The organism is Pseudomonas sp. AK-TSAG1-1 (assembly GCF_056821665.1).
Window position 1 is genome coordinate 498022 of sequence record NZ_CM165965.1, and the last position, 25156, is coordinate 523177.

Here is a 25156-nt window from a genome sequence, read left to right on the forward strand (position 1 = left end):
CTGATGAAAAAGGCGTCCCTCGCGGGCGCCTTTTTTGTGTCCGCGATTTGGCTGTCCGCTGCCCAGGCGTTTTGCCCGGCGCCTGCCGGCCTGACCAGCGTCAGCGTCCAGCGCGTGGTCGATGGCGACACTTTGCGCCTGAGCGACGGGCGCAGTGTGCGCATGATCGGCCTCAACACGCCGGAACTGGGCAGGCAGGGCCGCAGCGACCAGCCATTCGCCATGGCGGCGCGCAAACGCCTGGAGGCTTTGGTAGCAGGCAGTGGCGGACGGATCGGTTTGCTGCCCGGCAAGCAAGCCAAGGACCATTACGGTCGCACCCTCGCGCATGTCTACAGTGCCAGTGGCGCCAATCTTGAAGCGCAAATGCTCGCCGACGGTCTCGGTTTCCATGTGGCGGTGGCGCCGAACGTCGATCTTGTCGCCTGTCAGCAGGTTGCCGAACGCAGTGCCCGGCTGGCCGGTCGAGGCTTATGGCGCCAGTCGCCTGTATTGAAAGCGGAGCAGATTGCTGATTCCGGTTTCGCGGTGATCAGCGGGCGTGTGAGCAAGGTTCAGCGCAATCGTGGCGCAATCTGGATCGAGTTGCAGGGCTCGCTTGTACTGCGTGTTGCGCCCAATCTGGTCGGACAATTTGACAGTGCGCGGTTGCAGGCGCTGAAGGGCAGGCAGATCGAGGCTCGCGGGTGGATCGTCGATCGTTCGCGCCGGGGCGGCTTGAAACCGGGGCAGTCGCGCTGGTTGCTGCCACTGACCGATCCATCGATGCTGCAAAGCGCTCGCTGAATAAAAATTGTAGACATTTTTTCTGTCGATTGTGAACAGTCCAGCCCTTGTGCGCCGTGGCTCTTGGCCCAAAGTCGTAGGACAGGGCGCTTGACAGGGGTGACTGCTCAGTCTTGTGGGGACTTTGCGAGGCGCGTATCCTCGCTGACCAGTCTGTCCAACAGTAAAAAGCGGAATGCCAAAATGTCTGATCTGAAAACTGCCGCTCTCGAATATCATGCCAATCCTCGTCCAGGGAAGCTGAGTGTCGAGCTCACCAAGGCCACTGCTACCGCCCGCGACCTGTCGCTGGCCTACAGCCCCGGCGTAGCTGAACCAGTGCGTGAGATCGCCCGCGATCCTGAACTGGCCTACAAATACACCGGCAAGGGCAACCTGGTTGCAGTCATTTCCGATGGCACCGCGATTCTGGGCCTGGGTAACCTCGGCCCATTGGCTTCCAAGCCAGTGATGGAAGGTAAAGGCGTGCTGTTCAAGCGCTTCGCCGGCATCGACGTGTTCGACATCGAAGTCGATTCCGAAAGCCCGCAAGCCTTCATCGACACCGTGAAACGCATCTCCATCACCTTCGGTGGTATCAACCTGGAAGACATCAAGGCACCTGAGTGCTTTGAGATCGAACGCGCTCTGATCGAGCAGTGCGACATCCCGGTATTCCACGATGACCAGCACGGCACTGCGATCGTGACCGCTGCGGGCATGATCAACGCTCTGGAAATCGCTGGCAAAACCCTGCCGGAAGCCAAGATCGTCTGCCTCGGCGCTGGCGCTGCGGCCATCTCCTGCATGAAGTTGCTGGTGAGCATGGGCGCGAAGATCGAAAACATCTTCATGGTTGACCGTACCGGCGTGATCCACTCCGGCCGTGACGACCTGAACCAGTACAAAGCCGTGTTCGCCCACGCGACCGACAAGCGCAGCCTGGCTGACGCTCTGAAAGGTGCTGACGTGTTCGTCGGTCTGTCCGGCCCGAACCTGCTGAGCGCTGAAGGCCTGCTGTCGATGGCGGCCAACCCGATCGTCTTCGCCTGCTCGAACCCGGATCCGGAAATCTCCCCGGAACTGGCGCACGCCACCCGTAGCGACGTGATCATGGCCACCGGTCGTTCCGACTACCCGAACCAGGTCAACAACGTACTGGGCTTCCCGTTCATTTTCCGTGGTGCCCTGGACGTTCGCGCCAAGCGCATCAACGAAGAAATGAAAGTGGCTGCCGCCAACGCTCTGCGTGAACTGGCCAAGCTGCCTGTTCCACAGGACGTGTGCGATGCCTACGGTGGTGCGCCACTGGAATTCGGTCGTGAGTACATCATTCCGAAGCCAATGGACAAGCGCCTGATCACCCTGATCTCCGACGCTGTGGCCAAGGCCGCAATCGAGACCGGCGTGGCCACCCTGCCGTATCCGAAGAACTACCCGCTGAAAAGCGTGGATGACGTGTTCAACGGCTAAGTCGTTGTAGCGCTTCAACCGAAAGCCCCGGCTCGTGAGAGTCGGGGCTTTTTTGTGCCTGTGTGATTTGTGGTGTTCTTCAGTGCCCCTTCGCGAGCAAGCCCGCTCCCACAGGAATCTGGGGGTGTACATGAAGTGTGTGAACACTGCAAAACCCTGTGGGAGCGGGCTTGCTCGCGAAGAGGCCGGCCCGGGCCATACAAAACCGGTAGGCAATAAAAAGCCCCGCACTTCTCACGAAGACGGGGCTTTTTTGCTGGGGCGGGATCAGAACAGATCGATCGGCGCCTGCTCCCACAGGAATCGGGGGGTGTACATGAAGTGTGTGAACACTGCAAAACCCTGTGGGAGCGGGCTTGCTCGCGAAGAGGCCGGCCCAGGCCATACAAAACCGACAGGCAATAAAAAGCCCCGCACTTCTCACGAAGGCGGGGCTTTTTTGCTGGGGCGGGATCAGAACAGATCGATCGGCGCCTGCTCATCCGCCGGCAGCGGGCTGCCCGGCGCAGTGCCGTTACCCAGCTCGTTCACCGACGGCGGCGTGTCTTCGGACTTGAACAGTTCGAAATAGGCGCCAGGCGTGCTTGGCGTCGCCGCACGACCGCTGACCGGATCCACCCGCAGGCTGAGGATGCCTTCCGGCTCAGGCTGCACGTGCGGCGGCTTGTCCTTCAGTGCAGCCGACATGTAGTTCATCCAGATCGGCAGCGCCACGGTACCCCCGAACTCGCGGCGACCGAGGCTTTCCGGCTGATCGAAACCGGTCCACACGGTGGTCACGTAATCGGCGTTGTAACCGGAGAACCACGCATCCTTCGATTCGTTGGTGGTGCCGGTCTTGCCGGCGATGTCGCTGCGACCCATGGCCAGCGCGCGGCGACCGGTGCCGAGCTTGATCACGTCCTGCAACATGCTGTTGAGGATGTACGTGGTGCGGCCATCGACAATCCGCTCGGCCACGGCCGGCGCTTGTGGCGCTGCAGCAGCGCCCGGGGCTTCACCCGGTACTGGCGCGGCGTTGACGGTGATCGGCTGGGACGCCGGCGCGGCAAAGCCATCAGTGGCCGAGATACCCTGAGGCACGGTCGGCGGGTTGGCGACGAACAGCGTGTCGCCGTTCCGGCTTTCGATCTTGTCGATGATGTACGGGGTGATCTTGAAGCCGCCGTTGGCGAAGGCGCTCCAGCCGGTGGCGATTTCCATCGGGGTCAGGGTTGCGGTACCCAGTGCCAGCGACAGGTTCGGCGGCAGATCCTGCTTGTTGAAGCCGAAGCGGGTGATGTAGTCGATGGTCTTGCCCACGCCCATCGCCTGCAGCAGGCGGATCGACACCAGGTTGCGCGACTTGTACAGCGCTTCGCGCAGACGGATCGGGCCGAGGAAGGTGTTGGTGTCGTTCTTCGGTCGCCAGACTTTATCGAGGTACTCGTCGACGAACACGATCGGGGCGTCGTTGACCAGGGTTGCGGCGGTGTAGCCGCTGTCCAGCGCAGCACTGTAGACGAACGGCTTGAAGCTCGAGCCCGGCTGACGTTTGGCCTGCAGGGCGCGGTTGTAGTTGCTCTGCTCGAAAGCGAAGCCGCCGACCAGCGAGCGGATCGCGCCGTTCTGCGGATCCAGCGAGACCAGCGCGCCTTGCGCCTGCGGGATCTGGCTGAACTTCAGCGAGTTGTTTGGCTGACGCTGTACGCGAATCAGATCGCCGACCTGGGCCACATCCGACGGCTGACGCGGTGCGGCGCCCATGCTGTTGGTGTTGAGGAACGGACGTGCCCATTTCATGGTGTCCCAGGCGACGTGTTCTTCGCCGGTGCGGGTCAGCACCTGCAAGCCATTCTTGTCGACCTGGGTGACGATGGCCGGCTCCAGGCTGCTGATGGTGCGCTGCTTGGTCAGCTCGCTGACCCAGGCCTCGTGAGTCTTGCCCGGCAGGCGTGACTCGGGGCCACGGTAGCCGTGACGCTGGTCGTAGGTCATCAAGCCTTCGTGCAGGGCGGTGTTGGCCATTTCCTGCAGGTTGCTCGGCACCGTGGTGGTGACGCGGAAGCCTTCTGTATAGGCGTCGCTGCCGTAGCGGCCGACCATTTCGGCACGGGCCATTTCAGCAATGTACGGCGCGTTCACTTCCGGGGTCGGCACGTGATAGCTGGCGTTCAGCGGCTCGTTGATCGCGGCGGTGTAGTCGGCCTCGGAAATCTTGCCGAGCTTGTACATGCGGCCGAGGATCCAGTCGCGACGTTCCTTGCTGCGTGCCGGGTTGGCCAGCGGGTTGAAACGCGACGGGGCCTTCGGCAGGCCGGCGATCATCGCCATTTGCGCCAGGCTGATGTCACGGATCGACTTGCCGTAATACACCTGCGCCGCCGCCTCGATGCCATAGGCGCGGTTACCCAGATAGATCTTGTTTACGTACAACTCGAGGATCTCGTCCTTGGTCAACTGCCGTTCGATCTGCAGCGCCAGGAGAATTTCCGTGGTTTTGCGCGAGAAGCTGCGTTCGCTGGTCAGGAAGAAGTTCTTCGCCACCTGCATGGTGATGGTGCTGCCGCCGGACTGGATGTGCCCGCTCTTGACCAGTTGGGTCGCCGCACGCATCAGGCTGCTCGGATCGACGCCATAGTGGTTGGCAAAGTTGTCGTCTTCAGCACTTAGTAACGCATTAATGAAATTGGGCGGAATGTCGGCGAAACGGATCGGAGTACGGCGCATTTCGCCAAATTCTGCGATCAACTTGTTGTCGCTGCTGTAGACCCGCAGCGGAATCTGCAACTGAATGCTTCTCAGGGCCTCCACAGACGGCAAACCCGGACTAAGGTAAAGAAACGCGCCGCTGAGACCTAAAAGCAGTCCGCAGAAAACGGCGACGATGGACCAACCGAAAAATTTCAGCAGACGAATCAAGGCTTTTGGACATCCAGGGCAAAGAATGAATTGGGCGGCAGGGTTCCGGTAACACACAGAACAGCCTGGGCCGGCAGTAAAAGCGGAAAAAAACGCTGGGCATTATAAGCACTTTTCTGCTGGGGGCGTCATTTGCGCTTCTGTCAAGACGGGGTGAAGGAACGCAATGCGTATTACAGAGTCCGTAACTCACGGAAAGTCATAGGGAATTGGTAGTGCTGGGACTCTTCAATAAAAAGACCAATACGTTACTGGGGATCGACATCAGCTCCACTTCGGTGAAGCTGCTGGAACTGAGCCGCCAGGGCGACCGCTACCGGGTCGAGGCCTACGCGGTGGAACCGCTGCCGCCCAACGCCGTGGTCGAAAAGAACATCGCCGAGCTCGAAGGCGTGGGCCACGCCTTGTCCCGGGTGCTGGTCAAGGCACGCACCGGGCTCAAGAGCGTGGCCGTGGCGGTGGCCGGTTCTGCGGTGATCACCAAGATCATCGAGATGGACGCCGGGCTGACCGACGAAGAGCTGGAAAACCAGCTCAAGATCGAAGCCGACCAATACATCCCCTATCCGCTGGACGAAGTCGCCATCGATTTTGAAGTCCAGGGTGTGTCACCGCGCAACCCGGAGCGGGTCAATGTGCTGCTGGCCGCCTGTCGCAAGGAAAACGTCGAAGTCCGCGAGGCGGCACTGGCGCTGGCCGGGCTGACCGCGCGGGTGGTCGATGTCGAGGCCTACGCGCTGGAGCGCTCCTTCGGTCTGCTCGCCACCCAACTGGCGGCCTCGCAGGAGCGCCTGACGGTGGCGGTAGTCGACATCGGCGCGACCATGACCACCCTGAGCGTGTTGCACAACGGCCGCATCATTTATACCCGCGAGCAACTGTTCGGTGGCCGGCAACTGACCGAGGAAATCCAGCGCCGCTATGGCCTGACCGTCGAGCAGGCCGGGCTGGCGAAAAAACAGGGCGGTCTGCCGGATGACTACGTCAGCGAGGTCTTGCAGCCGTTCCGGGATGCGTTGGTGCAGCAGGTGTCGCGCTCATTGCAGTTCTTCTTTGCCTCCGGGCAGTACAACGCCGTCGATCACATCCTGTTGGCCGGTGGCACAGCGTCGGTGCCGGGGCTGGATCGCCTGATCGAGCAACGCCTGGGCACTCCGACCCAGGTCGCCAACCCGTTTTCCGACATGGCCTTGAGCAGCAAGGTCAATGCCGGTGCCCTGGCCAGTGACGCGCCGGCCCTGATGATTGCCTGCGGGCTCGCGCTCAGGAGTTTCGACTGATGGCGCGGATCAACCTTCTCCCCTGGCGTGAAGAGCGCCGCGAAGAGCGGCGTAAACGCTTCCTGCTGATCCTGATCGGGGTCCTGGTCGGATCGGTGGGCGCGGTGTTCATCGCCGATCAGGTCTTCAGTGCCGCGATCGAGCGGCAGGAGGCACGCAACGCCTACATCGGCAAGCAGATTGCCGTGGTCGACGAACGGATCAGGCAGATCAGCGAGCTCAAGGCGCGGCGCCAGCAACTGGTCGAGCGCATGCGCATCATCCAGGACCTGCAGGGTAACCGGCAGATCAGCGGACGGATCTTCGATCAACTGGCGCGCACCCTGCCGGACGGCGTGTATTTCACCAGCGTGAAGCTGGTTGGCAAGACGCTCTCGATCAGCGGCGCGGCGGAATCGAACAATCGCGTCTCCGAATTGATGCGCAATCTGGATGCCTCCGATTGGTTCGATGCGCCGAGTCTCAATGAAGTGAAGGCGACTACCGCCGGACAGGTGGATCAGGCCAACGTCTTTCAGTTGACCGTCCGGCAGACTCAGCCAGCAGCCGTGGAGGGCGACAAATGAAACCGTCCGAATGGCTGCAGGGTTTGCGCAACATCGATTTCAACGACCTGGACACCAGCAACATCGGCTCCTGGCCGGCCGCAGTGAAAACCATCGCCGGGGCATTGTTGGCAGTGCTGGTGTTGGCGCTTGGCTATAACTTTTTCATCAGCGACATGGAAAACCAGCTTGAAGCCAAGCGTCAGGAAGAAGACACCTTGAAGGAACAATTCGCCAGCAAGGCGCACATGGCCGCCAACCTGGAGCTGTACACCCAGCAGATGAAGGAAATGGAGAACTCCTTCGGCGTGCTCCTGCGGCAATTGCCCAGCGACACCGAAGTTCCGGGGTTGCTGGAGGACATCACCCGCACCGGTCTGGGCAGCGGTCTGGAATTCGAAGAAATCAAGCTACTGCCGGAAGTCACCCAGCCGTTCTACATCGAACTGCCGATCCAGATCACCGTCACCGGCGCCTACCACGACCTCGCCACCTTCGTCAGCGGCGTCGCCGGGTTGCCACGGATCGTCACGCTGCACGATTTCGAGCTGGCGCCCGCCAACCCGGAAGGCGGGACGAAGCTGCGCATGAGCATCCTCGCCAAGACTTACCGCTATAACGACAAGGGGCTGGAAAAATGACCCCGATGCGTTATTTCGCCTTATCCATGGTGTTGCTGGGCCTGAGCGGCTGCGGCAGCAATGATGAGTTCAGCGACCTCGATGCCTACATGAACGAAGTGCGTCTGCGACCGGCGGGCCGGATTGAGCCGACGCCGACTTTCCACTCCTACCCCACGTTTACCTACAGCGCGGCCAACTTGCGCAGCCCGTTCTCGCGTCAGGTGCGGGTCGATCTGGCCGCTCAGCAGCGCGGTGCGCGCAACGTCAAACCCGACCCCAGCCGGGTCAAGCAATACCTCGAAGGCTTCAACATCGAGCAGTTTGAAATGGTCGGCACAATCTCCAATGCCTCCGGCTCCTTTGCCCTGCTGCGCGGAGCTGGCGGGGTGCATCGGTTGAAAGTCGGCGACTACCTGGGGCGCAACGACGGTCGCATCGTTGCAATCAGTGCCACGCAGGTCGATGTGGTCGAAATCGTGCCCGATGGCGAAGGCGCCTGGCTGGAGCGTCCGCGCACCATTCCTTTGAAAGAGCACTCATAGTGGAAGTCGAACAATGAACAGGATTTTCTCCACCCTCGGTTTTTCGCTATGGATAGCGCTGCTTTCACCGATGGTTCAGGCGGCCAGCCTGAAGGCGCTGGATGTGGCGGCGTTGCCCGGTGACCGCGTCGAGTTGAAGCTGTCGTTCGACGGCCCGCCCCCGCAGCCCAAGGGCTACACCACCGAATCACCGGCACGAATTGCGCTGGATCTGCCGGGTGTGGCCAGCCAGCTGACGAGCAAGACCCGCGACCTGGGCAGTGGCAATGCACGAAGCGCCACGGTGGTCGAGGCCAACGATCGCACGCGATTGATCATCAACCTGACGCAACTGAGCCCTTACACCTCTCGGGTCGAGGGCAACAATCTGTTCGTGGTGGTAGGGCAGGGCACCAAGCCTGCTGCATCCCGTCCGGCCGCTGTTGCGTCACGGCCAGCCGCCGCTCCGGCTAAGGCTTACGCTCCCGTCGCCAAGGCCATTCGTGGCGTCGATTTTCAGCGCGGCACGGCGGGTGAGGGCAATGTGGTCATCGATCTGTCGGACCCGACCATCGCCCCGGACATCCAGGAGCATGACGGCAAGATCATCCTCAGTTTTGCCCGCACCCAGTTGCCCGACCGGCTGCGGGTTCGCCTCGACGTCAAGGACTTCGCCACCCCGGTGCAGTTCGTCAACAGTGCCGCGACCGGTGATCGTGCGGTCATCACCGTCGAGCCCAGTGGCACTTTCGACTATTCGACCTACCAGACCGATAACAAGCTGACCGTCAGCATTCGTCCGATGACGGTCGACGATCTGCAAAAGCGCAACGCCGATCGCAACAGCTACAGCGGCGAAAAGCTCTCGCTGAATTTCCAGGACATCGATGTGCGCTCGGTGCTGCAACTGATCGCCGATTTCACCAACCTCAATCTCGTGGCCAGCGACACCGTGCAGGGCGGGATCACCTTGCGCCTGCAGAACGTGCCGTGGGATCAGGCGCTGGATCTGGTGCTGAAAACCAAAGGGCTGGACAAACGCAAGATCGGCAACGTGTTGCTGGTAGCGCCGGCCGACGAAATCGCCGCCCGCGAGCGTCAGGAACTGGAGTCGCAGAAACAGATCGCCGAACTGGCGCCGCTGCGCCGCGAACTGCTGCAAGTCAACTACGCCAAGGCGGCGGACATCGCCAAGTTGTTCCAGTCGGTGACCAGCGCCGAAGCGAAAATCGACGAACGTGGCTCGATCACGGTCGATGAGCGCACCAACAACATCATTGCCTACCAGACCCAGGACCGCCTCGACGAGCTGCGGCGGATCGTGGCGCAACTGGATATTCCGGTGCGTCAGGTGATGATCGAGGCGCGGATCGTCGAGGCCAACGTCGATTACGACAAGAGCCTGGGCGTGCGCTGGGGCGGTTCGATTCAGAACAAGGGCAACTGGAACACGTCCGGGGTCAGTAACGGTACCTCGACCACCATTGGCACACCGGGCAACACCAGCACCAACTCGCCGTTCGTCGACATGGGCACGGTCGGTAACACGTCCGGGATCGGCATCGCTTTCATCACCGACAACGTGCTGCTCGATCTTGAGCTGACCGCCATGGAGAAAACCGGTAACGGCGAAATCGTCTCCCAGCCGAAAGTGGTCACCTCCGACAAGGAGACCGCGAAGATCCTCAAGGGCACCGAGATTCCGTATCAGGAAGCCAGCTCCAGCGGCGCGACTTCGGTGTCATTCAAGGAGGCGTCGCTGTCGCTGGAAGTGACGCCGCAGATCACGCCCGACAACCGCATCATCATGGAGGTCAAGGTCACCAAGGACGAGCCGGACTACCTGAACAAGGTGCAGGATGTACCGCCGATCAAGAAGAACGAGGTCAACGCCAAAGTGCTGGTGAACGACGGCGAGACCATCGTGATCGGGGGCGTTTTCTCAAATACTCAAAGCAAGGTCGTAGATAAGGTGCCATTTCTTGGCGATGTGCCGTATCTTGGCCGCCTTTTCCGGCGTGATGTGGTTTCGGAGAAAAAATCCGAGCTGCTGGTATTTCTCACTCCGCGTATCATGAATAACCAGGCGATTGCTGTGAGTCGTTGATTCTGTGCGAAATTTGATTCTTGTAGGACCGATGGGCGCTGGAAAAAGCACCATCGGCCGGTTGCTGGCCAAAGAGCTGCGCCTGCCGTTCAAAGATTCCGACAAGGAAATTGAACTGCGCACGGGCGCCAATATCCCGTGGATCTTCGACAAGGAAGGCGAGCCCGGCTTTCGTGACCGTGAGCAGGCGATGATCGCCGAGCTGTGCGCGTTCGACGGCGTGGTGCTGGCGACCGGCGGCGGCGCGGTGATGCGCGATGCCAATCGCAAGGCCCTGCACGAAGGCGGGCGGGTGGTGTATCTGCACGCTTCCGTCGAGCAGCAGGTCGGCCGCACTGCCCGCGACCGCAACCGACCGTTGCTGCGCACCGCCAATCCCGAGAAAACCCTGCGCGACCTGCTCGCGATCCGTGATCCGCTCTATCGGGAAATCGCCGATCTGGTGGTGGAAACCGACGAACGGCCGCCGCGCATGGTGGTGCTCGACATTCTCGACCGTCTGGCACAGCTTCCACCCCGTTAAAGCGCCGCCAGAAATGCGCTATCCTCGGCGTCCTGTCGCAGCCGTCGAGGTTGTGGCGGATGGCGTGCGAGCGGCGTCACATCAGCTAAAGGTCGCGGACATCCAATAATTCAAGGCAGGACGCCTGCTTCCATCTTCACTGTGGGGACACATGCAGACACTCAAGGTCGATCTAGGCGAGCGCAGCTACCCGATTCATATTGGCGAAGGTTTGTTGGATCAGCCTGAGCTGCTGGCGCCGCATATCCACGGGCGGCAGGTGGCAATCATCTCCAACGAGACCGTTGCGCCGCTCTATCTCGAACGTCTGACCAAGAGTCTTGCGCCGTTCTCGGTGATTTCCGTGGTGCTGCCGGACGGCGAAGCCTTCAAGAACTGGGAAACCCTGCAACTGATCTTCGACGGCCTGCTGACAGCCCGTCATGACCGCCGCACCACGATCATCGCCCTCGGTGGCGGGGTCATCGGTGACATGGCCGGTTTCGCCGCCGCGTGCTATCAGCGCGGTGTCGATTTCATCCAGATTCCGACCACGCTGCTGTCCCAGGTCGATTCGTCAGTGGGCGGCAAGACCGGCATCAACCATCCGCTGGGCAAGAACATGGTCGGCGCGTTCTATCAGCCGAACGTGGTGCTGATCGATACCGCGTCCCTGAAAACCCTGCCGGAGCGTGAGCTGTCGGCCGGTCTGGCGGAGGTCATCAAGTACGGCCTGATCTGCGATGAGCCGTTCCTGACCTGGCTCGAAGACAACGTCGATGCCCTGCGTGCGCTGGACCAGAAAGCCCTGACTTACGCCATCGAGCGCTCCTGCGCAGCCAAGGCTGCGGTGGTCGGCGCCGATGAGAAGGAAACCGGCGTACGCGCCACGCTCAATCTGGGCCACACCTTCGGCCACGCCATCGAGACCCACATGGGCTATGGTGTCTGGTTGCATGGTGAGGCGGTCGCGGCTGGCACCGTGATGGCGTTGGAAATGTCCGCGCGTCTGGGCTGGATCAGCGAGCAGGAGCGTGATCGCGGTATTCGTCTGTTCCAGCGTGCCGGTCTACCGGTAATTCCGCCGGAAGAGATGACCGAAGCCGATTTTCTCGAACATATGGCAATTGATAAAAAAGTGATCGACGGTCGTCTGCGCCTGGTGCTGCTGCGCCGGATGGGCGAAGCGGTGGTGACCGCCGATTATCCGAAAGAGGTTCTACAGGCCACGCTGGGAGCGGATTACCGCGCTCTGGCTCAGCTTAAAGGTTAATAAGATTCCGATGACTAGTTTGCATGCCGACGAGGCGTTCCTCGGCCATTTCCAGTTAAGTCACGACCCTTTCGCTCCGCGGGTGCCGGGCTTCAAATTCTTCCCGGCCCAGCGCAAGCCGGTGCTGGGGCAACTGCACCACCTGGCGCGTTACAGCCAGTTGCTGCTGGTGGTCACCGGTCCGCAAGGCAGCGGCAAGACCCTGCTGCGCCAGGCGCTGGTGGCCAGCACCAACAAACAATCGGTACAGAGCGTTGTGGTGTCGGCGCGCGGTGCAGGCGATGCTGCTGGCATCCTGCGTCAGGTCGCCCAGGCGCTGGACGTGGCGCAGGCCGAGGTCGGCGCGATTCTGGCGCAGGTGGTGCAACTTGCTCTCACCGGTCAGGAAGTCTATCTGCTGGTGGACGACGCCGAGCAGCTCGACGAGTCCGCCCTCGAGGCGCTGATGGCGCTGGGCGCCGGTGCACCGGAAGGTCGTCCGCACGTGTTCCTGTTCGGTGAGTCGTCGCTGATCGCTCAACTGGAGGCGCTGCACCTCGAGGAAGAACGCTTCCACGTCATCGAACTGCAGCCGTACACCGAAGAGGAGACCCGCGAATACCTCGACCAACGGCTCGAAGGTGCGGGCCGGGGTGTCGAACTTTTCACCGCGGATCAGATCTCTGATATTCACGAAAGTGCCGAGGGTTGGCCTGGCAACATCAACCAGGTCGCTCGCGATGCTCTGATCGAAGTCATGATTGCCAGCCGCTCTGCGGTGAAGCGTCCAAGTATGGGGTTCAACATGCCGAAGAAACACGTATTGGCGATTTCCGCCGTCGTTGTGGTCGCGGTCGCCGCCGCCTGGCTGATGCCGGGTCGCAACAAGGCACCAACCACCGGCGCACCTGCCAACGAACAGGCACAACTGCCATTGGGTCAGGGCGCCAAGGGTGGCGCGCCAAACGTCGAGTTCGCCGGCAATACCCAGCCAATGCCGCTGCCGCTGGTCGGCAACTCGCAGCCAGTCATGCGTGGCCCGTTGGCTGAAGCGGCCGGAGGCATCACCGAGGGCGACGATGGAGTGCCGCTGGAAGGCTCCAGCGCTACGCCGCCGACCGTCACCACCTCCGCACCGCCGGCAGGTGTTCCGGCCGGCCCGGCGCCGACCCCGGTTCCGGTGCCTGCCGCCAAGCCGACACCAGCGCCTACCCAGATCGCTACCGCCAAACCTGCGCCGGCTCCAGTGGCAAAACCTGCTCCTGCACCGGCCAAGCCCGCTGTAGCAGCCAAACCGGCCGAGAAGCCGGTTACCGTCGCCAAAGCCGCCGGTGGCAGCTGGTACGCCGGTCAGCCGACTAGCAACTACGTGGTGCAGATCCTTGGCACCAGCTCCGAAGCGACCGCGCAGAACTTCGTCAAGGAGCAGGGCGGTGAGTACCGTTATTTCAAGAAAGTCCTCAACGGCAAGCCTCTCTACGTGATCACCTACGGCAACTTCGCCAATCGTGATGCAGCCGTTTCTGCCATCAAGGCCTTGCCAGCGAAGGTTCAGGCTGGTAAACCTTGGCCTCGCACTGTCGCCAGCGTCCAACAGGAACTGGCAACAACTCGCTGAAGATTCGGCGGCCTTACCCAGGCCGCCTCTCCAAGCACCTCAAAATTTCTACAAGTGCGCGCCGCCCCTACGGGCCGCGTGCCTTGTGGTGTCTGCGTCACAGTAGTCTTTGAGTCGTTGCAGTCAGAATTAAAAAAGTTTTGACTAGCACAGCATATCGCTTTAAACCTTTCACAAATGCGACATAGATTTGCGACATTTCGTCGTCAAATTTGTGAGCGTCTGTGTCGCTGTGTACAATGACCACCCTTTTGCCCCCGCTAAGCCGGCGTACGTTCGGCGCGAGATGCAAGTGGTTGAATTGAAAAGAAATTTGCCTCGAAAAGAGGCAGCCTGGTGAGAAAGTGTCTATGAAAGCAGGTCTGTACCAACCAGATGAATTCAAGGATAACTGCGGTTTCGGCCTGATAGCCCATATGCAGGGCGAGCCCAGTCATACCCTATTGCAAACGGCCATTGAGGCCCTGACCTGCATGACCCACCGCGGTGGGATTAATGCCGACGGCAAGACCGGTGACGGTTGCGGTCTGCTGATTCAAAAGCCTGATGCCTTCCTGCGCGCCATTGCCCAGGAAACCTTCAGCGTCGAGCTGCCCAAGCAATATGCGGTGGGCATGGTCTTCTTCAACCAGGATCCGGCCAAGGCCGAAGCCGCTCGCGAGAACATGAACCGCGAGATCCTTGCTGAAGGCCTGCAATTGATCGGCTGGCGCAAAGTGCCAATCGACACCAGTGTTCTCGGCCGCCTGGCGCTTGAGCGCCTGCCGCAAATCGAGCAGGTGTACATCGGCGGTGAAGGCCTGAGCGATCAGGACATGGCGGTCAAGCTGTTCAGCGCCCGTCGTCGTTCGTCGGTGGCGAACGCCGCCGATACCGACCACTACATCTGCAGCTTTTCGCACAAGACCATCATCTATAAAGGCTTGATGATGCCGGCCGATCTGGCCGCGTTCTATCCGGACCTGAGTGACGAGCGCCTGCAAACCGCGATCTGCGTGTTTCACCAGCGCTTCTCCACCAACACCCTGCCGAAATGGCCGCTGGCTCAGCCATTCCGCTTCCTCGCCCACAACGGCGAGATCAACACCATCACCGGCAACCGCAACTGGGCGCAGGCCCGCCGGACCAAGTTCACCAACGATCTGATGGATCTGGAAGAACTCGGCCCGCTGGTCAACCGTGTCGGTTCCGACTCCTCGAGCATGGACAACATGCTCGAATTGATGGTCACCGGTGGCATCGACCTGTTCCGCGGTGTGCGGATGATCATTCCGCCGGCGTGGCAGAACGTCGAAACCATGGACCCGGATCTGCGTGCGTTCTACGAGTACAACTCGATGCACATGGAGCCGTGGGACGGCCCGGCCGGCGTGGTCATGACCGACGGTCGCTACGCGGTGTGCCTGCTCGACCGTAACGGTCTGCGTCCGGCGCGCTGGGTTACCACCACCAACGGTTTCATCACCCTTGCGTCGGAAATCGGCGTATGGGACTACAAACCCGAGGACGTGATTGCCAAAGGCCGCGTCGGCCCTGGCCAGATCTTCGCCGTGGACACCGAAACCGGGCAGATCCTCGACACCGATGCGATCGACAACCGCCTGAAGTCCCGTCATCCGTACAAGCAATGGTTGCGCAAGAATGCCCTGCGCATCCAGGCGACCATGGAAGACAACGACCACGGTTCGGCGTTCTACGACGTCGATCAGCTCAAGCAGTACATGAAGATGTATCAGGTCACGTTCGAAGAGCGCGATCAGGTACTGCGTCCGCTCGGCGAGCAAGGCTACGAGGCCGTTGGCTCGATGGGCGACGACACGCCGATGGCCGTGTTGTCCCAGCGTGTGCGCACGCCGTACGACTACTTCCGCCAGCAGTTCGCGCAGGTCACCAACCCGCCGATCGACCCGTTGCGTGAAGCGATCGTGATGTCGCTGGAAATCTGCCTCGGTGCCGAGCGCAACATCTTCCAGGAGTCGCCGGAACATGCCTCGCGCGTGATCCTCAGCTCGCCGGTCATTTCCCCGGCCAAGTGGCGTTCGCTGATGAACCTCGACCGCCCGGGTTTCGAGCGGCAGATCATCGACCTCAACTACGAGGAAAGTGTTGGTCTGGAAGCGGCGATCCGCAACGTCGCCGATCAGGCTGAAGAGGCCGTGCGTGCCGGTCGGACCCAGATCGTCCTGAGCGACCGCCATATCGCCCCGGGCAAACTGCCGATCCACGCATCCCTGGCCACCGGTGCGGTGCACCACCGCCTGACCGAAAAAGGCCTGCGTTGCGATTCCAACATCCTCGTTGAAACCGCGACCGCCCGTGACCCTCATCACTTCGCGGTGCTGATCGGTTTCGGCGCCTCGGCGGTGTATCCGTTCCTGGCCTACGAAGTGCTGGGCGACCTGATCCGTACCGGTGAAGTACTGGGCGACCTCTACGAGGTGTTCAAGAACTACCGCAAAGGCATCACCAAGGGTCTGCTGAAGATCCTGTCGAAGATGGGCATCTCGACCATCGCCTCGTACCGCGGTGCACAACTGTTCGAAGCGATCGGCCTGTCCGAAGAAGTCTGCGAGCTGAGCTTCCGTGGCGTGCCGAGCCGCATCAAGGGTGCGCGTTTTGTCGACATCGAAGCCGAACAGAAAGCACTGGCGACTGAAGCCTGGAGTCCGCGCAAGCCGATCCAGCAGGGCGGTCTGCTGAAGTTCGTCCACGGTGGCGAATATCACGCCTACAACCCGGACGTGGTCAACACCCTGCAAGCCGCCGTGCAGCAGGGCGACTACGCCAAGTTCAAGGAATACACCTCGCTGGTGGACAACCGTCCGGTGTCGATGATCCGCGACCTGTTCAAGGTCAAGACCCTCGACAAGCCGCTGGACATCAGTGAAATCGAACCGCTGGAATCGGTGCTCAAGCGTTTCGACTCCGCCGGTATCTCGCTGGGCGCACTGTCGCCGGAAGCTCACGAAGCCTTGGCCGAAGCCATGAACCGCCTCGGTGCGCGTTCCAACTCCGGCGAAGGGGGTGAAGACCCGGCGCGTTACGGCACCATCAAGAGCTCGAAAATCAAGCAGGTCGCGACTGGCCGTTTCGGGGTGACCCCGGAATACCTGGTTAACGCCGAAGTCTTGCAGATCAAGGTCGCGCAAGGCGCCAAGCCGGGCGAGGGCGGGCAACTGCCAGGCGGTAAAGTCAACGGGCTGATCGCCAAGCTGCGTTATGCAGTGCCGGGCGTGACCCTGATTTCGCCACCGCCGCACCACGACATCTACTCGATCGAAGACTTGTCGCAGCTGATTTTCGATCTGAAACAAGTCAACCCGAAGGCGCTGGTTTCGGTGAAGCTGGTTGCAGAAGCAGGCGTCGGCACCATCGCCGCCGGTGTGGCCAAGGCCTATGCGGACTTGATCACTATCTCCGGCTACGACGGTGGTACCGGTGCTTCGCCGCTGACCTCGATCAAATACGCGGGTGCACCGTGGGAACTCGGCCTCGCCGAAACCCACCAGACCCTGCGCGGCAACGACCTGCGCGGCAAAGTCCGGGTGCAGACCGACGGCGGCCTGAAAACCGGCCTCGACGTGATCAAGGCTGCGATCCTCGGCGCCGAAAGCTTCGGCTTCGGCACCGCGCCGATGATCGCGCTGGGCTGCAAATACCTGCGTATATGCCACCTGAACAACTGCGCCACTGGCGTCGCGACTCAGAACGAGAAGCTGCGCAAGGATCACTACATCGGTACCGTCGACATGGTGGTGAATTTCTTCACCTACGTCGCCGAAGAAACCCGCGAGTGGCTGGCCAAGCTCGGCGTGCGTTCCCTCGAAGAACTGATCGGTCGTACCGATCTGCTGGAAATCCTCGAAGGCCAGACCGCTAAGCAGAATCACCTGGATCTGACCCCGCTGCTGGGCAGCGATCACATCCCGGCGGACAAACCGCAATTCTGCGGTGTCGAGCGCAACCCGCCGTTCGACCAGGGCCTGCTGGCCGAGAAAATGGTCGACATGGCGACCTCGGCGATCAACGACCTCAGTGGCGCCGAGTTCGACCTGGACATCTGCAACTGCGACCGCTCGATCGGCGCACGGATCTCCGGCGAAATCGCGCGCAAGCACGGCAACCAGGGTATGGCGAAAGCGCCGATCACCTTCCGCTTCAAGGGCACTGCCGGTCAGAGCTTCGGCGTGTGGAACGCCGGCGGTCTGAACATGTACCTGGAAGGCGACGCCAACGACTACGTCGGCAAGGGCATGACCGGTGGCAAGCTGACCATCGTGCCGCCGAAAGGCAGCGTTTATAAAACTCAGGAAAGCGCCATCATCGGCAACACCTGCCTGTATGGCGCGACGGGCGGCAAGCTGTTCGCCGCCGGCACCGCAGGTGAGCGTTTCGCCGTGCGTAACTCCGGTGCCCACACGGTGGTGGAAGGCACTGGCGATCACTGCTGCGAGTACATGACCGGTGGTTTCGTCTGCGTTCTGGGCAAGACCGGTTACAACTTCGGCTCTGGCATGACCGGTGGTTTTGCCTACGTGCTCGATCAGGACAACACCTTCGTTGACCGGGTCAACCACGAACTGGTGGAAATCCAGCGGATCAGCGGCGAGGCGATGGAAGCCTATCGCAGCCACCTGCAAAACGTGCTGAACGAGTACGTCGCGGAAACCGACAGCGAGTGGGGGCGTGAACTCGCCGAAAACCTCGATGACTATCTGCGCCGTTTCTGGCTGGTCAAGCCCAAGGCTGCCAACCTGAAATCGTTGCTTTCCAGCACTCGTGCCAACCCGCAGTGATATGCGCCTGAAGAGTTTGATGAGGTTTTAACAATGGCTGAACGTCTGAATAACGACTTCCAGTTCATCGATGTCGGGCGCAAGGATCCGAAGAAGAAACTGTTGCGTCAACGCAAGAAAGAGTTCGTCGAAATCTACGAACCGTTCAAACCCCAGCAGTCGGCCGATCAGGCCCACCGCTGCCTGGGTTGCGGCAACCCGTATTGCGAATGGAAGTGCCCGGTGCACAACTTCATTCCCAACTGGCTGAAGCTGGTGGCCGAGGGCAACATCCTCCAGGCCGCCGAGCTGTCGCACCAGACCAACACCCTGCCGGAAGTCTGCGGCCGGGTATGCCCGCAGGATCGTCTGTGCGAGGGTGCCTGCACCCTTAACGACGGCTTCGGCGCGGTGACCATCGGTTCGGTCGAGAAGTACATCACCGACACCGCGTTCGCCATGGGCTGGCGCCCGGACATGTCCAAGGTCAAACCGACTGGCAAGCGTGTCGCGATCATCGGCGCAGGCCCGGCGGGCCTCGGTTGTGCCGACGTGCTGGTGCGCGGCGGCGTGACCCCGGTGGTGTTCGACAAGAACCCGGAAATCGGCGGTCTGCTGACCTTCGGCATTCCCGAGTTCAAGCTGGAAAAGACCGTGCTGAGCAATCGTCGCGAAGTCTTCACCGGCATGGGCATCGAGTTCCGCCTCAATACCGAAGTCGGCAAAGACGTGACCATGGAGCAACTGCTTGCCGAATACGATGCCGTGTTCATGGGCATGGGCACTTACACCTACATGAAGGGCGGTTTTGCCGGTGAGGACTTGCCGGGCGTTTATGACGCGCTGGACTTCCTGATCGCCAACGTCAATCGCAACCTGGGCTTTGAAAAGTCGCCGGAAGATTTCGTCGACATGAAAGGCAAAAAGGTTGTGGTGCTCGGCGGCGGCGACACGGCGATGGACTGCAACCGCACCTCGATTCGCCAGGGCGCCAAGTCGGTGACCTGCGCTTATCGTCGTGACGAAGCGAACATGCCCGGCTCGCGCAAAGAGGTGAAGAACGCCAAGGAAGAAGGCGTGAAATTCCTCTACAACCGCCAGCCGATCGCGATCGTCGGTGAAGACAAGGTCGAAGGCGTGAAGGTGGTCGAGACTCGTCTCGGCGAACCGGACGCTCGTGGCCGTCGCAGCCCCGAGCCGATCCCGGGTTCCGAAGAGATCATCCCGGCTGACGCCGTGGTCATCGCGTTCGGTTTCCGTCCGAGCCCGGCGCCGTGGTTCGAACAGTTCGAGATCCAGACCGACAGCCAGGGCCGTGTCGTGGCGCCTGAGCAAGGTCAGTACAAGCACCAGACCAGCAACCCGAAAATCTTCGCCGGTGGTGACATGGTGCGCGGTTCCGACCTGGTGGTGACGGCGATCTTCGAAGGCCGCAATGCCGCCGAAGGGATCCTCGATTATCTGGGCGTCTGATCACTTTCCGGCCTTGGAATGCGATAAAACTGTGGGAGCGGGCTTGCTCGCGAATGCTTTGTATCAGTCACCTGATGTATTGACTGACACACTGCTTTCGCGAGCAAGCCCGCTCCCACATTGGTTTCCGGGTGTTGCTGAAATCCGCGTGTTCATTGCGATAAATTGACCCGATAGACAAAAGGCTGACCTGTATCCGTGCCTTTTGCCTCGCGCTCTGAGAAAATGCCCGCACTTTTTTTCCGGATGCCGACATGACTGCCCTGAAGAACGACCGTTTCCTTCGCGCCCTGCTCAAGCAACCCGTTGACGTCACCCCGGTGTGGATGATGCGCCAGGCCGGCCGCTACTTGCCGGAATACCGCGCCAGCCGTGCCCACGCCGGTGATTTCATGAGCCTGTGCATGAATCCGGAGTTCGCCTGCGAAGTCACGTTGCAACCGCTCGACCGCTATCCGCAACTGGACGCGGCGATCCTGTTTTCCGATATCCTCACCATTCCCGATGCCATGGGCCAGGGCCTGTACTTCGAGACCGGTGAAGGTCCGCGCTTCAAGAAAGTCGTCAGCACTCTGGCGGATATCGAAGCCCTGCCGATTCCTGATCCGCACAAGGATCTGGGTTACGTGATGGACGCGGTCAGCACCATCCGCCGCGAGCTGAACGGTCGCGTGCCGCTGATCGGTTTCTCCGGCAGCCCATGGACCCTGGCGACGTACATGGTCGAAGGCGGTTCGTCGAAAGACTTCCGCAAGACCAAGGCGATGCTCTACGACAACCCGCAAGCCATGCACCTGCTGCTGGACAAGCTGGCGCAGTCGGTGACCTCGTACCTCAACGGCCAGATCATGGCTGGCGCACAAGCGGTGCAGATTTTCGATACCTGGGGCGGCAACCTGTCGGCGGCGGCGTATCAGGAGTTCTCGCTGGCCTACATGAAGAAAATCGTCAGCGGCCTGATCCGCGAGCACGACGGGCGCAAGGTGCCGGTGATCCTGTTCACCAAAAACGGCGGCCTGTGGCTGGAAAGCATCGCCGAGGCTGGCGCCGATGCACTGGGCCTGGACTGGACCTGCGACATCGGCAATGCCCGCGCCCGCGTTGGCGACAAGGTGGCGCTGCAAGGCAACATGGACCCGACCGTGCTCTACGCCAAACCTGAAGCGATCCGCACTGAAGTGGGTCGCATTCTGGCCAGCTACGGCAAGGGTAGCGGCCACGTGTTCAACCTTGGCCACGGCATCACCCCTGAGGTTGATCCGGAACACGCCGGCGCGTTCCTGCGTGCGGTGCACGAGTTGTCGGCGCAGTATCACGAGTGATCGCCACACAATGAAAAACGCCCGGCTATGCCGGGCGTTTTTGTTTGCACGATCCAGGGCCGAAAACAGATCAACTGTGGGAGGGGGCTTGCTCCCGAAGGCGGTGGTTCAGCACCATCTTCATTGACTGTCTCACCGCATTCGGGAGCAAGCCCCCTCCCACAGGGGATTTTTGTCAGGCTTTGACTCCGCCGAGCGGCGGTAACTTCGCCAGTTTCAATGCCACCAGCAGCGCCACCAGCAACAGCGCTCCAATGAACAGGCCAATCCCGTTCCAGCCGCCCAGATGCCAGAACACCCCACCCGCCGTACCGGCAATACTGGAACCTGCGTAATAGCTGAACAGATACAACGATGAGGCCTGCCCCTTGGCCTTGGTCGCGCGCCGGCCGATCCAGCTGCTCGCTACCGAATGTGCACCAAAGAAGCCGAAGGTGAAGATCAGCATGCCGACGATCACCAGCAGCAGCGGCGTAAACATCGTCAGCGCAAGGCCGGCAAACATCAGTGCAATGGTCGCCCACAACACCTTGCGTCGCCCCAGTTTGTCCGCCAGCGAACCGATCTTCGCCGAACTGTAGATACCCGACAGGTACACCACCGACAGCAGGCCGACAAACACCTGATCAAGGTTGTACGGCGCCGCCAGCAGGCGATAACCGATGTAGTTGAACAAGGTGACGAACGCTCCCATCAGCACGAACGCTTCAAGAAACAGCAGCGGCAGACCGGCATCGCGAAAGTGCATGGTGAAGCCATCGAGCAGGCTGCGCGGGTGCAGCGAGCGCGAGCGGAAATTGCGCGACTCGGGAAGGATCTTCCAGAACACCGCTGCCGCGATCAGCGCCAGACCGCCGATCACCAGCATCGCCGTGTGCCAGCTGACAAAGTCGATCAGCACGCCGGTGATCAAGCGCCCGCTCATCCCGCCAATGGCGTTGCCGCCGATGTACAGGCCCATCGCCAGACCGATGTGCTGCGGGTGGATCTCCTCGCTCAAATAAGTCATTGCCACCGCCGCCAGGCCACTCAACGACAGCCCGATCAGCGCGCGCATGATCAGCACACCGTGCCAGCTCGGCATCATCGAACTGGCGATGGTGCACAGGGCGGCGGCGAACAGTGCCGCGACCATCACCGGTTTGCGCCCGATGCGGTCGGAAATCGGCCCGGTGATCAACAGCCCGAAGGCCAGCATGCCGGTTGCCACGGAGAGGATCAGGCTGCTCTGCGCCGCGTTGTTCCCATATTCGTGAGACAGCAGCGGCATCATCGGCTGCACGCAGTACAACAGGGCAAAGGTCGCGAAGCCGCCGCTGAACAAGGCCAGCACTGTGCGCATGAACATCGGCGTGCCCTTTTCGATGTAGATCTCTTGCAGCTCGGCGATCACATCGTCCGCAGCAGCAGGCGGGACTTCATGGGCAAGGGGCGCGACAGCTGTTTTCACTTCAGACCTCGGGGGGCACGGCCAGGCAGGCAATGAAAAAATCATATAGCTGGCTAATGTTTCTATCCAATATATTGTTCGACCTGTTTGATAGCTTTAACGACCTAATTGGGGTGTCCATGGAATTGCGTCACTTGCGCTACTTCATCGCCGTCGCCGAAGAACTGCATTTCGGCCGCGCCGCACAGGTGCTGGGCATCTCCCAGCCACCGCTGAGCCAACAGATTCAGGCGCTGGAGCAAGAGGTCGGCGCACGGTTGTTTGAACGGACCAATCGTCGGGTCGAACTGAGCGAGGCTGGCCGATTGTTTCTGGAAGAGGCGCGGCTGGTGCTGGCGCAGGTCGACAAAGCTGCAGATGTCGCCCGGCGTGCGCAGTTGGGTGAGCTGGGCGAATTGAAGATTGGCTTCACCTCGTCGGCGCCATTCAACTCGACCATTCCCCAGGCGATCTTTGCCTTTCGCCAGCGTTTCCCGGCGGTGCACCTGAACCTGCGCGAAATGAGCAGCACCATGGTGGCGGATGCACTGGTGGATGAGTCGATCGAAGTCGGCATCATGCGTCCGCTGGGCTTGCCGGATTCGCTCAGCGTGGTTGAGTTGATGCGCGAGCCGCTGGTCGCGGTGCTCAGTGCCAAGCATCCGCTGGCGCAGGGGTCGGAGGAGGGCCTGTTCCTTGCGGCGCTGGCCCACGAGCCATTTGTGTTCTTCCCGCGCAGCTACGGCAGCGGTTTGTATGCGCAATTGCTGAGCCTGGCGCGTGATGCCGGGTTCAGCCCGCACTTTGCCCAAGAGGCTGGGGAGGCGATGACCATCATCGGTCTGGTGGCGGCAGGTTTGGGTGTTTCGGTGATGCCGGCCTCGTATCAGCGGATGCGCATCGACGGCGTGGTCTATCGGCCGTTGCTGGATCCCGAAGCGGTGACGGCGGTGTGGCTGGTGCAGCGCAAGGATCAGAAATCGCCGATGGCCAAGGCGTTTGTCGAGTTGCTCACGCGCAAGGTCGAACCCTCAAAGGCGTGACTGCTGCGCAGTCAAATCGCGAGCAGGCTCGCTCCCACAGGGGAATGCATTTCAGGGTGGGAGCGGGCTTGCTCGCGAAGGTGTCCGCTCAAGCACCACATTTTCAGGGCAACCGCACCAGATCCCCTTTCAACGCCACCCGCGTCACGAATATCCCCGCCCGGCACTCATAGGTATTCAAATCCTTGCGCACATGCTGGTCGTAATAACTGACGATATTGACCACCGCATTCGCTCCGACCCGTTTGGCATCGGCCTGCAACTTGATCAGGTTCGACTGCAACACCCACTCGCAGGAATCGTGGTCGCTCTTGTTGAAGCCGTTGGTGCTCAGATCGCTGACCACGTCCCGGCGCAACAAGCGCTGCGTGCCCTGCGGCCCATTGCCGACCAGATAGAACTTCACACTGCCATCCAGCCGACCGGCGCGAATCGCGTCCGAGAGTACGGTCTCGAACGGCATGTACATCAGATTGGTGGCGTGGCTGGCGCTGGGCAAAAGCCCAAGGAGTGTGGCGGCAATCATGGCTTTCACGTGCATGGTCATCTCCTTGACGGTGAAAGAGAACCGCGAGTGCTCGAGCGATGGGGCTCGCCGTTCTGACAGGCGTAGCGTGAAGGGCTGTATGAGCCAGTGTAGTGCCGAATGAAAAAAGGGCGCCAAATGGCGCCCTTATTATGGCTGCAGGATGCAGGTCAAGCCGTTCAGTCGACGTGAGCGAGGTCACCTCGCAACGCTACGCTCGACACCACCAGCCCGGCACGGCACTGAAACTTTTCGGTGTCTTTGTACAGGTCGCGCTGGTCGACGCTGGCGATATTGATCACGGCGTTGGCGTCGGCTTTTTTCGCGGCGTTCTGCAGGGTCGCGAGGGCCGATTGCAGGGCCCAGTAGCAGGCGTCGGCATCGGATTTGTTCGAGCCGTTGGTCTTGCGGCTGCTGCTCACGGTGTCGAGTGTGCGCACCTGTTTGGGCAGGGTTTCGCCGGCCAGGTAGAACTTCACGCTGCCGTCCAGCAGGCCGGCGTCGGTGGCGCGTTTGACGCCTTCGCGAAAGCTCAGGTAGGTCGGCTCGTCGGCGCCTTGCTTGACGATGCCCAGATCGTTGACGAACTCGATGTCCGGGTTGATCGACAGTTCCTTGAGCACGTTGTCGCGCAGGCGGTTGACCCAGCGGTTGTAGTTGCCGTGGATCTTGCCGTCCTTGGCGTCCAGGCCATAGCTGCTGCGGTAGTCGATTTCGAACGAGGTCGGGCTGAACGGGATGTCGACTTCGGCGTGGTGGCGGCCGCGTACGGTGATCGCTGCCTTGATCATGCCCGGGCGCACCGATTGCACGACCCATTGGCGGTCGTTGAGCGCAGTGACGATGGCGCGGCTCATCTGTTGCTGGGTAAAGCCGAGGTTGGGCGAGAATTGTTCCTTGGCGTTGTACACCGGTTTGCTGGTGCAACCGCCGAGCACAAAGGCCAGGGCCAACAGGGCGGCGATGCGGTGAAACTGAGTCATTCCCTTCACTCCAAACGT

Annotated in this window: 18 protein-coding genes; 14 read left to right on the plus strand and 4 right to left on the minus strand. The window is 61.1% G+C overall.

The features are described 5' to 3' along the window. Positions 1–3: 3 nt before the first annotated feature. Complete coding sequence (locus tag AC1UK9_RS02235; RefSeq protein WP_482579216.1) at positions 4–786, plus strand: thermonuclease family protein; 783 nt, start codon at positions 4–6, stop codon at positions 784–786. Between the two features lie 183 nt (positions 787–969). After that, positions 970–2238, plus strand: coding sequence for a malic enzyme-like NAD(P)-binding protein (locus AC1UK9_RS02240; RefSeq protein ID WP_003220889.1), 1269 nt, complete (start codon positions 970–972; stop codon positions 2236–2238). A 453-nt stretch (positions 2239–2691) separates the two neighbouring features. On the opposite strand, the gene AC1UK9_RS02245 is transcribed toward AC1UK9_RS02240, so the two are convergent. After that, the gene (locus AC1UK9_RS02245; protein ID WP_482580448.1) at positions 2692–5136 is read right to left on the minus strand and encodes a penicillin-binding protein 1A; all 2445 of its coding nucleotides are present in this window, start codon (positions 5134–5136) and stop codon (positions 2692–2694) included. 218 nt (positions 5137–5354) lie between these two features. On the opposite strand from AC1UK9_RS02245, the gene AC1UK9_RS02250 reads away from it, so the two are divergent. The 11 genes from AC1UK9_RS02250 (at position 5355) to hemE (ending at position 21157) form a co-directional block, all read left to right on the plus strand. Further along, positions 5355–6419, plus strand: coding sequence for a pilus assembly protein PilM (locus AC1UK9_RS02250; RefSeq protein ID WP_482579217.1), 1065 nt, complete (start codon positions 5355–5357; stop codon positions 6417–6419). Further along, the gene (locus AC1UK9_RS02255; RefSeq protein ID WP_482579218.1) at positions 6419–6985 is read left to right on the plus strand and encodes a PilN domain-containing protein; all 567 of its coding nucleotides are present in this window, start codon (positions 6419–6421) and stop codon (positions 6983–6985) included. Before AC1UK9_RS02250 ends, AC1UK9_RS02255 begins: the two co-directional genes overlap by 1 nt. Continuing rightward, positions 6982–7605 carry a type 4a pilus biogenesis protein PilO gene (gene pilO, locus AC1UK9_RS02260; RefSeq protein ID WP_482579219.1) on the plus strand — a complete coding sequence of 208 codons (624 nt, stop codon included), beginning with the start codon at positions 6982–6984 and terminating at the stop codon, positions 7603–7605. The genes AC1UK9_RS02255 and pilO overlap by 4 nt, the downstream gene beginning before the upstream one ends. Continuing rightward, the gene (locus AC1UK9_RS02265; protein WP_482579221.1) at positions 7602–8129 is read left to right on the plus strand and encodes a pilus assembly protein PilP; all 528 of its coding nucleotides are present in this window, start codon (positions 7602–7604) and stop codon (positions 8127–8129) included. The genes pilO and AC1UK9_RS02265 overlap by 4 nt, the downstream gene beginning before the upstream one ends. 13 nt (positions 8130–8142) lie before the next feature. Next, complete coding sequence (locus AC1UK9_RS02270) at positions 8143–10215, plus strand: type IV pilus secretin PilQ (protein WP_473014249.1); 2073 nt, start codon at positions 8143–8145, stop codon at positions 10213–10215. Between the two features lie 4 nt (positions 10216–10219). Continuing rightward, complete coding sequence (aroK, locus tag AC1UK9_RS02275; RefSeq protein ID WP_025110261.1) at positions 10220–10738, plus strand: shikimate kinase AroK; 519 nt, start codon at positions 10220–10222, stop codon at positions 10736–10738. Positions 10739–10889: 151 nt separating this feature from the next. Continuing rightward, positions 10890–11990: a 3-dehydroquinate synthase gene (gene aroB / locus AC1UK9_RS02280; RefSeq protein WP_025110260.1), complete on the plus strand. Its 1101-nt coding sequence runs from the start codon at positions 10890–10892 to the stop codon at positions 11988–11990. A 10-nt stretch (positions 11991–12000) separates the two neighbouring features. Continuing rightward, positions 12001–13587: an AAA family ATPase gene (locus tag AC1UK9_RS02285; protein ID WP_025110259.1), complete on the plus strand. Its 1587-nt coding sequence runs from the start codon at positions 12001–12003 to the stop codon at positions 13585–13587. Between the two features lie 350 nt (positions 13588–13937). Beyond that, complete coding sequence (gene gltB / locus AC1UK9_RS02290; RefSeq protein ID WP_482579223.1) at positions 13938–18383, plus strand: glutamate synthase large subunit; 4446 nt, start codon at positions 13938–13940, stop codon at positions 18381–18383. A 33-nt stretch (positions 18384–18416) separates the two neighbouring features. After that, positions 18417–19835: an FAD-dependent oxidoreductase gene (locus tag AC1UK9_RS02295; RefSeq protein ID WP_007909438.1), complete on the plus strand. Its 1419-nt coding sequence runs from the start codon at positions 18417–18419 to the stop codon at positions 19833–19835. Positions 19836–20089: 254 nt separating this feature from the next. Beyond that, the gene (hemE, locus tag AC1UK9_RS02300; protein ID WP_083367241.1) at positions 20090–21157 is read left to right on the plus strand and encodes a uroporphyrinogen decarboxylase; all 1068 of its coding nucleotides are present in this window, start codon (positions 20090–20092) and stop codon (positions 21155–21157) included. A 175-nt stretch (positions 21158–21332) separates the two neighbouring features. On the opposite strand, the gene AC1UK9_RS02305 is transcribed toward hemE, so the two are convergent. Beyond that, positions 21333–22607 (minus strand): MFS transporter, encoded by a 1275-nt coding sequence (locus tag AC1UK9_RS02305; RefSeq protein ID WP_482579225.1) that lies wholly within the window; start codon positions 22605–22607, stop codon positions 21333–21335. Between the two features lie 119 nt (positions 22608–22726). Between AC1UK9_RS02305 and AC1UK9_RS02310 the strand changes: the two genes are divergently transcribed. Beyond that, positions 22727–23629, plus strand: coding sequence for a LysR family transcriptional regulator (locus tag AC1UK9_RS02310; RefSeq protein ID WP_025110255.1), 903 nt, complete (start codon positions 22727–22729; stop codon positions 23627–23629). A 103-nt stretch (positions 23630–23732) separates the two neighbouring features. On the opposite strand, the gene AC1UK9_RS02315 is transcribed toward AC1UK9_RS02310, so the two are convergent. Next, the gene (locus AC1UK9_RS02315; protein WP_025110254.1) at positions 23733–24170 is read right to left on the minus strand and encodes a hypothetical protein; all 438 of its coding nucleotides are present in this window, start codon (positions 24168–24170) and stop codon (positions 23733–23735) included. 164 nt (positions 24171–24334) lie between these two features. Continuing rightward, positions 24335–25138, minus strand: coding sequence for a hypothetical protein (locus AC1UK9_RS02320; RefSeq protein ID WP_025110253.1), 804 nt, complete (start codon positions 25136–25138; stop codon positions 24335–24337). Between the last annotated feature and the right edge of the window lie 18 nt (positions 25139–25156).